Raw genomic sequence first — 14,301 nt, 5'->3', positions numbered from 1 at the left:
GGGGCAGGCCGGGTCACATCAGACCGGCCTCCTTGTAGGCGCGGATGGCGCCTTCGTGGAACGGAACCACGTCCTGATCGATCATGCCCGCCGGCGCGAACCGCGACATGGCCGAACTGACGGCCGCCATCGCATCGGGATGGTCCAGCATCGCCTTGGTCACGGCATAGGCGGTGTCGTCGTCCAGATCCTGGGTCGCGAACAGGATGATCGAGGTGGTGACGGTCTTGACGTCGCCGTCCCCGCCAGGGTTCGCATCGGCCGAGATGGTCCAGGGCTTCAGCTTGTAGGTCTCGATCACCGCGGCGGCGGCATCGTCCGGCACGGCCAGCAGTTTCAGGTCCACCGCCTCGGACATCTGCGTCAGCGACGAATGGCCTTCGAACAGCGTGTTGGCCAGGAGGTCGACCCGGCCGTCGCGCATCAGTCCGGTCTGTTCCCCCGATGCCTGGAACTGGACCGAACCGCCCCAGTCCTCAATATCGTCCAGGCTGACGCCAAGCGCCTCCAGCGTGGATTCCGTGATGGCCGAGGTCAGCAGCCCGCGGCGGTTGAAGACCAGGCGGACCGGCGGCTTCTTTTCTGCCAGGTCGGACAGGTCTTCCAGCCCGTATTCCTCGGCGAAGTCGCGGCGGGCGATCCACCAGACCGGCGCCCAGTCATAAAGGACGGCAAGGGCACGCAGGCCTTCGACCGGGGCCTTGAAGGGTTCGGTGCCGGCGCTGGCAAAGGCCAGGTCTCCATCATTGGCCATGCCAAGCGCGCAGGTGCCCTTGGTGACCTGCACCACGTTGGCCAGCCCGCCCGACGAGGTCTGGTAGGTGATGGTCGATCCCGGACGCTCTTCCTTAACGGCGGCATCCAGGCCGGTTCCGACCAGCGACCAAAGGCCGCCCGGGCTGGCACCGCAGACCGATTCGTTGATGTCCTGTGCCATGGCGGGCGCAGCGATGGCAGTGCCGAGGCACAGTGCCGTGGTGGTGGCAATCGCGGAGAATTTCATATTCCAACCCTGTCTGAGTGTCATTTGTGCCCGCCTGGAAATCTGGCGGGTTCGATGGCTCCGATGGCGGAGTGGGACATGAACATTCCATGTCTCGACTTCAGCGAAGCACAGGATTGGACCCTGGCCCAGAGAAATCTCAAAAATGGTACAAATTATCTTTTGTGGGCTGCCCGCGGGGGTTGAGCGCGGTCTGCCTCGCCCGAAATGGCGGCTGGATTGCCCAAAACTCGGGCAACCCATAGTCCCTTGGGGGGACTCAGTTGGTGATGCGGCCGTTTTCGCGGTCGACGGCCTCCAGCAGGCCGCGCAGGTAATTGGCGGCCTCGCGGCCTTTCAGCGCCTCGCGCCACATCTGGTCGACGATGCCTTCGTGCAGTGCGATGGCCTCGGATGTATTGGTGATCGTGGCCACGCCAAGGCGGACATTGGGCTGTTCCCCCAGGCGGAACGGGCTGATCGACAGGGTCTTGGCGTCACCCTTGCGGAAGATCTGGAAACTGGTGTGGGGCAGGGTGCCGGTGATCAGGCCGACCTGGATGCCGATCGGCTCGCTTTCGATCAGTTCGATGAAGTGCATCACCTCGTGACGTGCCCGGGCGCGGCGTTCTTCCAGATCGTCGGGCGGCACGAAGGGCTGGCCGACAAAGCCTGACCGCAGCAGCCGCACGATGTCATGGGCCGACATCAGGTTGACGATGGTGGGGCGTCGCGACAGGTAGTTCCGCTTTCTTTCATGGAGGATTTCGACGATCCGGTCGATATCCGCCAGCGTCCGTTCCCGGTGGTCGGCGCCTTCGGGCACGCTTTCCTTCAGCAGCCGTTCCAGCGCCTCGTGGAACGTGTCGGACGCCAGCAGGAACGAGATCGGCCCGGCCAGCACGATGATCTGGTTCGCCTCGGTCTCCAGCTGCCGCAGCCGTTCGAAATAGGTCACGGCGGACGGGATATATTCGATTTCCACGCCCAGCAGCGTGGCCAGAGAGACGTTCAGCAGGTCGGCCAGACCGGTCAGCGCCTCGATCTTGACCACTTCGCCCTTCTCGAAGCGATAGACCGCGGTGCGAGAGATGCCGATGCGGCGGGCCACTTCCTCGGCGCTCATGCCCGATCCCAGGCGAAAGGCGCGCAGCCGCTTGCCGATTTCCTCGTATTGCACTGTCACGGTGGACCCTCGCCTGATTTTGTATCGTTTCCGGGAATGAAGCAAATGCGGCGCGCCTGGGCAATCGGAACCGGCACCGGAACGCATTTCGCTTGCGTCCGGGCGGAATGCCGGAAACCGTACCAGAAACGGAACTGATACAGGATTCTGTCATGGACGTGACCCAGGCCGACATTGCCACCCTTCGGACCGAGATCGGCAGTGGCCGTCTGTCGGTGCCGCAGGTGGTCGAGGCGCACCTGGACCGGATCGCCGCGCTGGACGCCGGGATCGGCGCCTATGTCCATGTCGACGCGGATGGCGCGCGGCAGGCGGCACTGGCCCGACCCGCGGGGCCGCTTGCCGGAATTCCCTTTGGCGTGAAGGACGTGCTGGATACTGCCGACATGCCGACCGAACAGGGCAGTACACTTTACAGCGACTACCAGCCGCCCTTCGACGCGGGGTCGGTGGCGCGGCTGCGCCATGCCGGGGGCATCGTCCTGGGCAAGACCGCGACGGCGGAATTCGCGGGCACGGCACCTGCCGCCACCTGTCATCCGAAGGACCCGTCGCGCACGCCGGGCGGATCGTCCAGCGGGTCGGCCGCGGCGGTGGCGGCGGGTATGGCGACCTTTGCCTTGGGCACCCAGACCGGGGGATCCGTCATGCGTCCGGCCGCCTTTTGCGGTGTTGCGGGGTTCAAGCCGACCTTTGGGTCGTGGCCCATTTCGGGCATGCTGCCGGCCGCCCATGGCTTCGACACCGTGGGCGTGATTGCCCGTTCCGCCAATGACCTGGCCGAGGTGCACGCCGCCATGATGCGCCTGCCCGTCCCCTCTGCCCCTGAAACGGTGCCGTCGGTGGGCCTGTGCCGTACGCATCTGTGGGACACCGTTTCCGAAGAGGCAGCACGTGTGGTCGAGGCCGCCGCGCAGGCTTTTTCCAGGGCGGGCGCGCGGGTTGCCGATGTGCCGCTTCCCCAGGAATTCGCCGCCCTGACGGCCCATCGCAGGCTGGTTAACGCCTTCGAGCGTGCCGCGAACATGGAAGGCTGGGCCGGGGCCATCGGCAGCGCCCGCACCGAATCGCAGGAAGTCTTTTCCCGCGGGCTGACCGTGGACGGCGCGTCCTACATCGCTGCGGCCGCCGCGCTGGACCGGGCCCGGGCCGACCTGGATGCACTGTTCGGCGACCATGCCATCCTGTTGACCGCCGTCACACCCGGCGTGGCGCCAGTGGGGCTGGGGTCCACCGGCGACCCGCGCTTGCAGGAATTGTGGAGCACCCTGCGCTGCCCGGCCGTGACCGTGACCTTCGGCACCGGCACGGGGGGCCTTCCGTTGGGCGTGCAACTTGTGGCGCGTCCCTGGAGCGATCTTCAACTTCTGGACGCCGCCCGCTGGCTGGAGACGCTGCGAAGCTGAGCGTGCCGGCCTTGGAGCAGCCGCGGAAATAGGCACGGGCGCCGTTCAGGAAACGGAATTTTTTGTCCCGGCATTTTATTATTGAAACGATACGGGGGGTGAAGTACCAGAAATGGAACTCTAGTCGGGCATCGCCCCGATCCCGAACAAGAGGGCCAGATGGCAGCAGATCAGCCTCGTTCCCCCCAGAACATGCTTACCCGGTTGACGCCCGATATGGTCGCTGACTTCACCAAGGCCGGCTTCTGGTCCGACGACACCATTCACGACTGTGTACTGAACCGGGCCGCCACCCGGCCGGATGCCATTGCCGTGCGGGATCAGGGCATCGCGCTGACCTACGGCGATCTGGCCGATCTGGCCAGAGGCCTTGCGGCCCGCCTGGCCGCCGCGGGTCTGAAGCCCGGAGATCGGGTCGCCGCCTGGATCAGCAGCCGTGCCGAGCTTGCGGTCCTTCTGTCGGCCTGTGCCGCCGGGGGCTTCGTCCTGTGCCCGTCGCTGCACCGCAATCACACCGTGGGCGAAATCTGCATCCTTCTGGGTCGGATGCGCGCCCGCGCCCTGGTGGTCGAGGCCGGCTTCGGCGCCGATGCCGACCGCCACGATATCCTGAAAGGCGCGGCAGAGATCGCGGACCTGGCCTATACCTGCCTGCTGTCGCGTCCCGCCGCCCGGACCGCGGACGACATCGCCACGGCGCTGGACCTGGGCGAAGGCGCAGAACCCGCGTCGCGCACAGGGACCGATATCGTCTACCTCGCCTTCACGTCCGGCACGACGGGAGAGCCGAAGGGCGTAATGCACTCGTCGAACACGCTGTTGGCCAATGCCCGCGCCATCGCCGCCGACTGGGGCTTCGACGCGGACAGCGTGACCTACACCCTTGGTCCGCTCAGCCACAATCTGGGCTTTGGCGCGCTGGTCCTGACTCTTCTGAGCGGGGGAGAGCTGGTGATCCACGATCTGCCCCGGGGCCAGGCCCTGCTGCCGCGGCTGCGCGAACTGGGGGCCACGTTCCTGTTCGGTGTGCCGGCCCACGCAATGGACCTGCTGGTCGAGATCGAGACCGAAACCGCCCGCCCGGTGCTGCCGGACCTGAAGGGCTTTCGCATTTCCGGTGCGGCGGTGCCGGGCTGGGTGGTCGAACGGCTGCTGACGCATGGCATCACCCCGCAGTCCGGCTATGGCATGACCGAGGCCTGTTCGCACCATTACACCCATCCCGGCGATGCGCCGGAACGGGTGGTGGGCACCTCGGGCCGGGCCTGTCCGGGTTACGAGGTGAAGGTCTTTGCGATCGACGACCCGAACCGCGAACTGCCGGCGGGCGAGATCGGCCATATCGGCGGGCGCGGGGCCAGCCTGATGATGGGCTATTTCGACGACCAGAACGCGACCGAACGGGCCTTCAACGCCAATGGCTGGTTCATGACCGGCGACCTGGGCCGGATGGACGAGGACGGCTATCTGACGCTGACGGGCCGCCTGAAGGAAATCATCATCCGCGGCGGTCACAACATCCACCCCGCGCGGATCGAACAGCTGACCATGCGCCATCCCGGTGTCGAGCGGGTTGCGGCCCTGGGCGTCAGGGACGAACGGCTGGGCGAAAAGGTCTGCCTTGTGGTCATGCCCAAGAACGGGGGCCTGGATCCGCAGGACGTTCTGACACACCTGCATGACGCGGGCCTGTCGAAATACGACATGCCGGAATACTATCTGGAGGTGGACGAAATCCCGCTTTCTGCCTCGGGCAAGATGCTGAAACGCGCGCTGTTGCCGGATATCGACGCGGGCCGGTTGAAGCCGGTGCCGGTGCGGTTCTCCGGGGCCGCGTGATGGATCCGCTGGCCCGCCTGACCGAGGAACTGACCCGCCCGCCCTTCAATGCCTGGCTGGGCCTGCGCGCGGTCACGGTCGAGCCGGACCGGGTCCAGGTCGCACTGCCGTTCCGGCCGGAACTGGCGGGCGGCACCGATCCCTACCTCTTTCACGGCGGGATCCTGGCCAGTCTGGCCGATGTCGCAGGCTACGCCGTGTCGGCCATCGCGACCGGGGGCCGGACACCCACTATCGGGCTGCACATCGAGTATCTGCGCCCCGCGTCGCCGGTCGATCTGATCGCCACGGCGACGGTCCGGCGGCTGGGCCGGTCGCTGCTGCGCGTCGATGTCGAGATCCACGCCGACAATAGCCTTGTGGCCATCGCCCGGGGAAATTTCACCAATACCGGAGGTGCGCAATGAGCATCACCACCAAGGCTGTCGTCATCGACGATTTCGGCCCCATCGAAGCCGCCGATTTCCGGGATGTGACCCTTGCGGAGCCCGGAGCAGGGGAGCTTCTGATCGAGGTCGACTTCGTCCCGGCGAACTTCGTCGACACGCTGGTCTTCACCGGCAAGTACCAGTTCCTGCCCGAACGTCCGTTTACCCCCGGAAAGGGTCCGGCCGGAACCGTTCTGGCGGTGGGGCCCGACGTGACGGATTTTGCCCCCGGCGACCGGGTGCTGGCAATGGCGGAAAGCGGCGGCTACGCGGGTGCGGCTATCGTGCCGGCCATCACCGCCTATAAGCTGCCCGATGGTGTCAGCTGCGAAGACGCGGCCGTGCTGTCGCTGGCCTTTGACACCGCCTGGGTGTCGCTTTTCGAACGCGGGCGCCTGGCGGATGGCGAAACCGTCCTGGTCCTGGGCGCCACCGGCGCCGTTGGCAATGCCGCGATCCAGCTGGCCCGGGCCCGTGGCGTGAAGGTGCTGGCGGCCGTGTCCTCCCCCGATCGCGCGGCCGAGGTGATGGAGGCCGGGGCAAACGGCATCGTCGACCTGTCGCAGCCGGATCTGCGCAATTCCTTCCGCGAACAGGTCTTTGCCCAGACCGGTGGCAAGGGCGCCGATGTGGTGATCGATCCCGTCGGAGGCGACGTCTTCGACGCCGCCCTGCGGACCGTGGCCTGGCGCGGCCGGGTCGTGGTGGTGGGCTTTGCCGCGGGTCGCATCCCCGAGGTGAAGGCGAACTACCTGATGCTGAAGAACATGGAAGTCTCTGGTATCCAGGTTTCGGACTATCGCAAACGGATGCCCGAACTGATGCAGGACGCCTTTACCGAAATCCTCTCGCTGGCCGCCGAAGGCCGGATCAAGGCCGGGTCGCGGGTGCATTACCCGCTGAAGGACTGGGCTACGGCGCTGGACGATCTTCTGTCCCGCAAGGCCAGGGGCCGCGTCTTGCTGGTGCCGCCCCGTGACTGATGCCGTCGATTTCCTGGTGCCCCGCGACGTGATCGTGGCCGGCGGGGGCAATGCCGCGCTTTGCGCGGCCATCGCCGCGCGGCGGGCGGGCAAGCGCGTGCTGGTGCTGGAAGCTGCACCGAAATTCTATCGCGGCGGCAACACACGTCATACCCGCAACATGCGCTGCGCCCATGACCACGCCACCGACACACTGACCGGGCCCTATACCGAGGAGGAGTTCTTCGACGACCTGCTGCGCGTCACCGGCGGCAACACCGACCAGACGCTGGCGCGGCACATGATCCACCTGTCCAAGGACATGTTGACCTGGATCCAGGAGCAGGGCGTGCGGTTTCAGCCCTCGCTGGGCGGAACGCTCAGCCTTGGGCGGACCAATTCCTTCTTCCTGGGTGGCGGTCGGTCGATGTTGAACACGCTTTACCGCACGGCCGAAAGCCTTGGGGTGGACATTGCCTATGATGCCGAAGTCGTGGGCCTGGATATCGACGGGGGCACCTGCCGGGCACTGACCGTGCGCCAGGGCGGTGCGGATCATCGCGTGGAAACTCCGGTCTTCGTAGCGGCCTGCGGCGGGTTCGAGGCGAATGTCGAATGGTTGAAGGAAGGCTGGGGTGAGAAGGCGGAGAACTTCCTGATCCGCGGCACGCCCTATAACCGGGGCACGGTCACGCGGATGCTGATCGACGGCGGCATGCAGCAGATCGGCGACCCGACCCAATGCCACGCCGTGGCCATCGACGCCCGTGCGCCGAAGTTCGATGGGGGCATCATCACCCGGCTGGACTGTGTCGTCTTCGGGGTCGTTGTGAACAAGCACGCCAAGCGTTTCTATGACGAGGGCGAAGATATCTGGCCCAAGCGCTATGCCATCTGGGGCCGGTTGGTGGCGAACCAGCCCGACCAGATCGCCTATATCGTCTTCGATGCGCCAAACCTGGAACGGTTCATGCCGTCGCTTTACCCGCCGATCTCTGCTCCGACGCTGGCCGAACTGGCCACGAAGCTGGACCTGGATCCCGTGGCCTTCATGGCCGAGATCCAAGGCTTCAACGCTCATGTCGTGGGTGGCAAGCCCTTCGATCACACGGAACCCGACGGGAACCGGACCGAGGGGCTGGACATCGACAAGACGAACTGGGCGCAGAAGATCGAATCCGCGCCTTTCTATGCCTATCCTGTACGGCCGGGGATCACCTTCACCTATCTGGGCGTCCGGGTGGACGCGCAGGCGCGGATCCTGATGGCCGACGGCACGCCCAGCGACAACATGTTCGCAGCGGGCGAGATCATGGCCGGAAACGTGTTGGGGCAGGGCTATGCCGCCGGGATCGGCATGACAATCGGCAGCGTCTTCGGGCGCATCGCCGGAGAGGAGGCCGCGGCCCATGTCTGACGCCGGAGCACCCATCCTGCCCCACGCCACGCCGATGCTGGCCGAGGCCGACCGCCTGATGACGGTCTGCAATTCCTGCCGCTATTGCGAAGGGATCTGTCCGGTCTTCCCGGCGATGGAACTGCGCCGTGCCTTCCACGACGCGGACCTGCGCTATCTTGCCAACCTCTGCCACAACTGCGGGGCCTGCCACGATGCGTGCCAGTTTTCGCCCCCGCACGAATTCGACGTGAACGTGCCCCAGGTTCTGGCGAAGGTCAGGAACGACAGCTACGCCGAATACGCCTGGCCCGCCGCGCTGCAGCCGGTGTTCAGGCGAAACGGCTTGTGGATCGGGCTGGGTTTCCTGGTCGTCGTCTCGGCCTTCCTGCTGGGCATGATCGTGGTCCATGGCGGCGACCTGTTCACCGCCTATCTGCACCCCGAGAACTTTTATGCCCTGATGCCCCACAACGTGATGGCGGCGCTGTTCGGGGCCGCGTTCCTGTACATGCTGGTGGCTATCGGCATGGGGGCGCTGGCCTTCTGGCGCGATCTGGCGGGCGGGGCGCCCGCCGCGATCGACCTGGCGCGCGCCGGGCACCAGGCCGCGCGGCTAACCCATTTGGACGGGGGCGGGCCGGGCTGTGCCGGGAACGAAGGGCAGGGGGGCGATCCGCGCAAGCTGTGGCACCATCTTACCTTCTATGGCTTCGGCCTGTGCTTTGCCGCGACCTGCATCGCGACGCTGTACCACTACCTGCTGGGGCGCGAGGCGCCCTATCCCTATTGGGATCTGCCCGTCGTGCTGGGCACGCTGGGCGGTATCGGTTTGGTCGTGGGGCCGGTGGGCCTGTTCCTGGCCAAGATGAAGCGCCCGGCCCATCTGTGGGACACCGAAAGCCGCGGCATGGACGTGGCCTTCATCGCGATGCTGTTCGCGACGGGTCTGACCGGGCTGCTGCTGGCCTTCCTGCGTCACACCCCTGCGATGGGGCCGATGCTGGTCCTGCATCTGGGTGCGGTGATGACGCTGTTTCTGACCATGCCCTATGGCAAGTTCGTGCACGGCATCTATCGCGGCATGGCCCTGGCCCGAAACGCGTGGGAGCAGCGCCGCGCCGGTCATTGATCGCGTATCGCGGTCGGGACGTTCTGTTTTCGGTACTTGTTCCGGAAATTTTACATTTGATCCGCCCGTGCGCCGAGCGCGGCGAATCTGCACCGGTCCCGGCAGGATGCAGGGTCGGTGCGGCCCCGTTTCCATCTCCGTTTCTCAAGAATTCGCCTGATTCTTCGGCAACCCACACGGAATGGGCGAGGTCATGGGGTGGGTGCGCATAAGATTTGCTCAGCCTCACCAAAAATACGAAAAGTTTCAAAATTCGTACGGTTTGCTTTGACAGGACGTTTTGCGGGCCGCAGTCTGATCCCGGAACGACAGGCCGCCCGACCGTTCTGGACGGGCGTACCGATGCGGAGGACTGCCATGGGCAACATGACCCAATTCCCCGACCGCTCGAAGGTTGCCCCGGATGCCGAACGGCTGAAGGACTACACGTGGCCGGAAGATCCCCACCATGTGCCCGAGTGGATCTATACGGACGAATACATCGCCGAGCTGGAACAGCAGCGCATCTTCCAGGGCCGCACCTGGAACTATGCCGGACTGGAAGTCGAGGTGCCCGAAGTCGGCAGCTTCATCCGGTCCTATCTGGGATCCATGCCGATCATCGTCGTCCGCGACGAGGAAGGCGTGATCCGCGCCTTCGAAAACCGCTGTGCCCATCGCGGCGCCGAGTTCTGCCGCAGCTATCGCGGCAAGGCCGAAAGCTTTACCTGCCCGTACCACCAGTGGAACTATGGTCTGGACGGCAGCCTGCAGTCGGTCCCGTTCCGCCGTGGCGTGAAGGGCAAGGGCGGCATGCCCAAGGACTTCGATATGGGGGCGAATTCGCTGCGCCGCCTGAACGTCACGACGCGCAACGGTGCGATCTTCGTGTCGGCCCATGACGACATGGAACCCTTCGAAGACTATCTGGGTCCGCAGATGCTGGAACAGTTCGACACCGCGATGGACGGACGTCCGCTGCGGCTGCTGGGGGTCCACCGGAACATCCTGGAAGGCAACTGGAAGTTGTACCAGGAAAACCTGAAGGACACGTACCACGCCACGCTATTGCACACCTACCTGACGACCTTCGGCTTGTTCGTGGCATCGAACGAGACATTCGTGATCACCGACGAGGCCGGCCGCCACAGCGCGACCTGCAACCGCCGCCCTGAAGGCCGCCCCGAAAACGACGAGACCACGGCCGAAATCGGGTCCTTCCATTCGGCGATGCAGCTGGAAGATCCGTCTGTGCTGAACATCGTCAAGGAATCCGACAGCCCCTGGACGTCGAATGCGCTGACGATCTGGCCGAACATGATCCTGATCCGGCAGACCAACATCTTTTCCGCCCGGCAGATCGTGCCGATGGGGCCGGACAAGTTCATGCTGATCTGGGCCAGCTACGGCTATGCCGACGATGACGAGGCGATGCAGGAACACCGGCTGAAACAGAACAACATCTTCGGCCCGGGCGGGTTCATCGGGATCGACGACAACGAGGTGATCAAGTTCGTGTCCGACGGCGCGTTGCGCGGGTCGGAACGCGACGGGGTCATCCCTCTGGGCAAGGACGACGAGCCCGACGACACCGTCATCACCGACCGTGCCCTGCGCGGCATGTACGCGTGGTATCGCAAGGAGATGGGCCTGTGAACATCGCCGAGATGGAGCCACCCGTTTCCGTGATTTCGACCCTGCCGGTCGACGAACGCCTCCGCCTGACCTTCCTGGTCGAGGAGTTCAACAGCCTCTATGCCGAGGTGCTGGATGCCGGGCGGATCGCGGACTGGCCCGATTTCTTCACCGAAGACGGCGTCTATCGCCTGCTGGCGCGGGACAATGCCGAAGCCGGGCTGCCGCTGTCGCTGATGTACTGCAACGGCCGGGGGATGCTGAAGGACCGGGCCTATGCGATCGAGAATACCGAGATGTTCGGCCCCCGCTACAGCAAGCACCAGGTGACGAACACCCGTATCCTTGGGCTGGAGGGCAACATCCTGTCGGCCCGGTCCAACTATGTCATCTTCGAAACCCATGTGGATGAACCGACCCGGATCCTGCAGGTCGGCAGCTATCACGACCGGTTCGCGCTGGATGGCGAAACGCTTCTGCTGAAGGAACGCTGCGCGCTTTACGACACGGTCTGCGTGCCGGTCAGCGTCGTGTTTCCGCCTTAAACTCGAAACGACCCCGGCCCGTCCGGGCCACCACTCACAACAAGAAAAAATCGACCAGGACTGGACCGGCCAGACTGGCCAACAAGGAGACGTGCAATGACCAGACATTCCTTCCTTTCCGGCCGGTTCGGCCGGCGGACGTTGCTGGCCGGCCTGGCCGCGATGCTGCCGCTGGCCTCGATCCCGGGTGCGGCCAGGGCGCAGGACCTCGATCCGCTGACGATGCGCCTGGAATGGACCGCCTTCGTCGCCCACCTGCCGCTGCATCTGGCGGTCGAGAAGGGCTGGTTCAAGGATGCCGGCCTTGACGTGATGATCGAGGACGGCAACGGATCCACCACTACCGTCAACCTGGTCGGGACCGGCCAGTTCGACCTGGGCCATGCCGCGCTGTCGTCTGCAGCCGTGGGTGCGGCCGCGGGCCTCGACGTGACGGCGCTTGCCTCCTACATGGCGAAAAGCCCGCTGGGGATCATATATGCCGAGGATGCCGGCATCGAGACGCTGGAAGACCTGAAGGGCAAGACCGTCATCTACACGCCCGGGTCCTTCGAAACGCCCTTCATCGAACCCTTCTTCAAGATGAACGGCATCGACCCGTCGGACATCGAACTGGTGGGCGTCGAGGCGTCGGCCAAGATCTCTTCCTATGCCACCGGCAATGCCGATGCCTTCATCACCACCGTGCCGGGCGACATGCCCCACGTCGAAGAAGAGCGTGACTCGGATTACTTCCTGTTTGCCGATCACGGCCTGAACCTGCCGGCCTTCGGCATCATCGCCAACACGGATTCGCTGGCCGACAAGGGCGACGCGATCAAGCGCTTCACCTCGGTGGTTTCGGCAGCCTGGGAATACATCCTGGACGGCCATGAACAGGAAGCCGCCGAAGCGGTGATGGCACAGCGCCCCGACGCGCCGACCTCGGTCGAACGGCTGGTGTCCGAATTCAACCTGAACAAGCCCTATTATGCCGGCGACGGCGCCTTCCCCGGCACCATGTCGGTCGAGGAATGGGCCACCGTCCTGGAAGAGATGAAGGCCGCCGGCATCATCGACGCCAGCACCGATCCGGCGGACTACATCGCCACCACCTACAACGATGCCGACTACGGCCGCAGCATCGTCGGCCAGTAAGAAGACCAAGGGACCATGACCGAGACCCTCACCGCACCCGCCCCCGAAACGCACCCGCGTTACGCCATCGAGATCGACGGCGTGGGCAAGACCTACGGCTCTGGCGACGGTGCGGTGACGGCACTCGACCTGGTAAACCTGGACGTGCGCAAGGGTGAATTCATCAGCCTGCTGGGCCCTTCGGGCTGCGGGAAGACGACGCTTCTGCGCATGATCGCGGGGCTTGAAGACCCGACCCAGGGCAGCATCTGGCTGCCGGGTCGGGGGCTGGATGGCCTGGGCTTCGTGTTCCAGCGCGATGCTCTGGTCAACTGGCGCACCATCATCGAAAACGTGCTGTTGCCCCTGGAATTCAAGGGCCGCCGGACCAAAGCCGCATATCAGCGGGCCAGGGACCTGCTGGCCACCTTCGGTCTTGCAGAATTCGAGGATCGCAACCCGTGGGAACTGTCGGGCGGCATGCGCCAGCGCGCCGCGATCTGCCGCGCCATGATCGACGATCCCCAGCTTCTGCTGATGGACGAACCCTTCGGCGCGCTGGACGCGCTGACCCGGGACGACCTGAATTTCGAACTGCAGGCCCTGTGGCCCGATCCGGAAAAGACCGCCGTCTTCGTCACCCACTCGATCAACGAAGCCGTCTATCTGTCGGACCGTGTCGTCGTGATTTCCGACAAGCCGGGCCGGATCGTCGACATTACGGAAATTCCCTTCGAACGTCCCCGTCCGCTTGAAATCCGGGAAGAACCGGAATTCGGCCGCATCGCCCGCCACCTGCGCGGCGTGCTGGACGGCCACAGCGCCCGGAGGGCCTGAGCCATGAAGAAGAACCCTCTGGCCTATATCCCGATGCAGGTCTGGACCATCGTCGGCATCTTTGCCGTCTGGCAGGCCTGCGTGATGGTGCTGGACATCAAGCCGATCATCCTGCCACCCGTGCCCAAGGTTCTGGGTGAACTTTTCGGTAATTTCGGCCTCTACCTGCGCCACGGCGGTCATACGCTGGGCAATACACTGATCGCCTTTGCCATTTCCGTCGTCGCGGGCGTCGGCATGGCCATCGGCATCGTCTATTCGAAATTCCTGGAAAAGACGCTCTATACCCTGCTGGTGACGGTCAACAACGTGCCGAAGGTGGCGCTGGCGCCGCTTTTCGTCATCTGGCTGGGCACGGGGAACGCGTCCAAGATCGCGATGGGCGTCCTGATTTCCATCTTCGCCATCGTCATCGACACGGTGCTGGGCCTGCGCTCGCTTCATCCCGACCTGATCGACCTGGGCCGCGCCATGCGCGGGTCCGAATTCAAGGTGCTGATGAAGCTGCGCCTGCCCAATGCCATGCCGTCGATCCTGGCCGGCATGAAGGTCGCCATCTCGCTGGCACTGGTGGGGGCCATCGTGGGCGAATTCGTGGCCGCGCAGAACGGCCTGGGCTTCGTCATCCTGTCGTCGCAGGGCGCCTTCCGGACCGACCGTGTCTATGCCTCGATCATCGTTTTGGCCGCCATCGGCACCGCGCTTTACTACATGATGGAATATGCCGAGGCGAAGCTGATCCCCTGGCACGAAAGCCGCCGCAGCCATGCCCGGCCGACCGCCCCGTCCAAGCCCGCCAAGGGACCTGTCGCACAGCCCGTCGCCAGCGACGCCAAGGCGTGATCCCACCCATATCAA

General features: G+C 65.0%; 13 protein-coding genes. 11 read left to right on the top strand and 2 right to left on the bottom strand.

Going from position 1 to position 14,301, the window contains the following annotated elements; all coding sequences use genetic code 11:
• Nucleotides 1–13: 13 nt before the first annotated feature.
• Complete coding sequence (locus FQK05_RS18130; RefSeq protein ID WP_158969470.1) at nt 14–1,003, bottom strand: TAXI family TRAP transporter solute-binding subunit; 990 nt, start codon at nt 1,001–1,003, stop codon at nt 14–16.
• 259 nt (nt 1,004–1,262) lie between these two features.
• On the bottom strand, nt 1,263–2,168 hold the full coding sequence (locus FQK05_RS18125) for a helix-turn-helix domain-containing protein (RefSeq protein ID WP_158969468.1): 906 nt from the start codon (nt 2,166–2,168) through the stop codon (nt 1,263–1,265).
• Between the two features lie 152 nt (nt 2,169–2,320).
• Here FQK05_RS18125 and FQK05_RS18120 point away from each other — a divergent pair, with 152 nt between their 5' ends.
• The 11 genes from FQK05_RS18120 (at nt 2,321) to FQK05_RS18070 (ending at nt 14,286) form a co-directional block, all read left to right on the top strand.
• Nucleotides 2,321–3,574: an amidase gene (locus FQK05_RS18120; RefSeq protein WP_158969466.1), complete on the top strand. Its 1,254-nt coding sequence runs from the start codon at nt 2,321–2,323 to the stop codon at nt 3,572–3,574.
• Between the two features lie 159 nt (nt 3,575–3,733).
• The gene (locus FQK05_RS18115; protein WP_233270566.1) at nt 3,734–5,413 is read left to right on the top strand and encodes a class I adenylate-forming enzyme family protein; all 1,680 of its coding nucleotides are present in this window, start codon (nt 3,734–3,736) and stop codon (nt 5,411–5,413) included.
• Nucleotides 5,413–5,820: a PaaI family thioesterase gene (locus tag FQK05_RS18110; RefSeq protein WP_158969462.1), complete on the top strand. Its 408-nt coding sequence runs from the start codon at nt 5,413–5,415 to the stop codon at nt 5,818–5,820. The genes FQK05_RS18115 and FQK05_RS18110 overlap by 1 nt, the downstream gene beginning before the upstream one ends.
• On the top strand, nt 5,817–6,824 hold the full coding sequence (locus FQK05_RS18105; protein WP_158969460.1) for an NADPH:quinone oxidoreductase family protein: 1,008 nt from the start codon (nt 5,817–5,819) through the stop codon (nt 6,822–6,824). The genes FQK05_RS18110 and FQK05_RS18105 overlap by 4 nt, the downstream gene beginning before the upstream one ends.
• Nucleotides 6,817–8,220 carry an FAD-dependent tricarballylate dehydrogenase TcuA gene (tcuA, locus tag FQK05_RS18100; protein ID WP_233270565.1) on the top strand — a complete coding sequence of 468 codons (1,404 nt, stop codon included), beginning with the start codon at nt 6,817–6,819 and terminating at the stop codon, nt 8,218–8,220. The genes FQK05_RS18105 and tcuA overlap by 8 nt, the downstream gene beginning before the upstream one ends.
• Nucleotides 8,213–9,331: a tricarballylate utilization 4Fe-4S protein TcuB gene (gene tcuB / locus FQK05_RS18095; RefSeq protein ID WP_158969458.1), complete on the top strand. Its 1,119-nt coding sequence runs from the start codon at nt 8,213–8,215 to the stop codon at nt 9,329–9,331. Before tcuA ends, tcuB begins: the two co-directional genes overlap by 8 nt.
• A gap of 357 nt (nt 9,332–9,688) precedes the next feature.
• Complete coding sequence (locus FQK05_RS18090; RefSeq protein WP_158969456.1) at nt 9,689–10,966, top strand: aromatic ring-hydroxylating oxygenase subunit alpha; 1,278 nt, start codon at nt 9,689–9,691, stop codon at nt 10,964–10,966.
• The gene (locus FQK05_RS18085; RefSeq protein WP_158969454.1) at nt 10,963–11,490 is read left to right on the top strand and encodes an aromatic-ring-hydroxylating dioxygenase subunit beta; all 528 of its coding nucleotides are present in this window, start codon (nt 10,963–10,965) and stop codon (nt 11,488–11,490) included. Before FQK05_RS18090 ends, FQK05_RS18085 begins: the two co-directional genes overlap by 4 nt.
• A gap of 96 nt (nt 11,491–11,586) precedes the next feature.
• Nucleotides 11,587–12,627, top strand: a complete 1,041-nt coding sequence (locus tag FQK05_RS18080; protein ID WP_158969452.1) for an ABC transporter substrate-binding protein — start codon at nt 11,587–11,589, stop codon at nt 12,625–12,627.
• A gap of 15 nt (nt 12,628–12,642) precedes the next feature.
• Complete coding sequence (locus FQK05_RS18075) at nt 12,643–13,443, top strand: ABC transporter ATP-binding protein (protein ID WP_158969450.1); 801 nt, start codon at nt 12,643–12,645, stop codon at nt 13,441–13,443.
• Between the two features lie 3 nt (nt 13,444–13,446).
• On the top strand, nt 13,447–14,286 hold the full coding sequence (locus FQK05_RS18070; protein ID WP_158969448.1) for an ABC transporter permease: 840 nt from the start codon (nt 13,447–13,449) through the stop codon (nt 14,284–14,286).
• Nucleotides 14,287–14,301: the final 15 nt, after the last annotated feature.

The sequence above is a fragment of the Chachezhania sediminis genome (assembly GCF_009765275.1).
Taxonomy (GTDB): domain Bacteria; phylum Pseudomonadota; class Alphaproteobacteria; order Rhodobacterales; family Rhodobacteraceae; genus Chachezhania; species Chachezhania sediminis.
This window is presented reverse-complemented; position numbering and strand designations above follow the sequence as displayed.

Coding starts and splice junctions, on each gene's coding strand:
- tcuB (WP_158969458.1), top strand. CDS start 8,213: ATGTCTGACGCCGGAGCACCCATCCTGCCCCACGCCACGCCGATGCTG.
- FQK05_RS18105 (WP_158969460.1), top strand. CDS start 5,817: ATGAGCATCACCACCAAGGCTGTCGTCATCGACGATTTCGGCCCCATC.
- FQK05_RS18115 (WP_233270566.1), top strand. CDS start 3,734: ATGGCAGCAGATCAGCCTCGTTCCCCCCAGAACATGCTTACCCGGTTG.
- FQK05_RS18075 (WP_158969450.1), top strand. CDS start 12,643: ATGACCGAGACCCTCACCGCACCCGCCCCCGAAACGCACCCGCGTTAC.
- FQK05_RS18080 (WP_158969452.1), top strand. CDS start 11,587: ATGACCAGACATTCCTTCCTTTCCGGCCGGTTCGGCCGGCGGACGTTG.
- FQK05_RS18090 (WP_158969456.1), top strand. CDS start 9,689: ATGGGCAACATGACCCAATTCCCCGACCGCTCGAAGGTTGCCCCGGAT.
- FQK05_RS18120 (WP_158969466.1), top strand. CDS start 2,321: ATGGACGTGACCCAGGCCGACATTGCCACCCTTCGGACCGAGATCGGC.
- FQK05_RS18130 (WP_158969470.1), bottom strand. CDS start 1,003: ATGAAATTCTCCGCGATTGCCACCACCACGGCACTGTGCCTCGGCACT.
- FQK05_RS18110 (WP_158969462.1), top strand. CDS start 5,413: ATGGATCCGCTGGCCCGCCTGACCGAGGAACTGACCCGCCCGCCCTTC.
- FQK05_RS18070 (WP_158969448.1), top strand. CDS start 13,447: ATGAAGAAGAACCCTCTGGCCTATATCCCGATGCAGGTCTGGACCATC.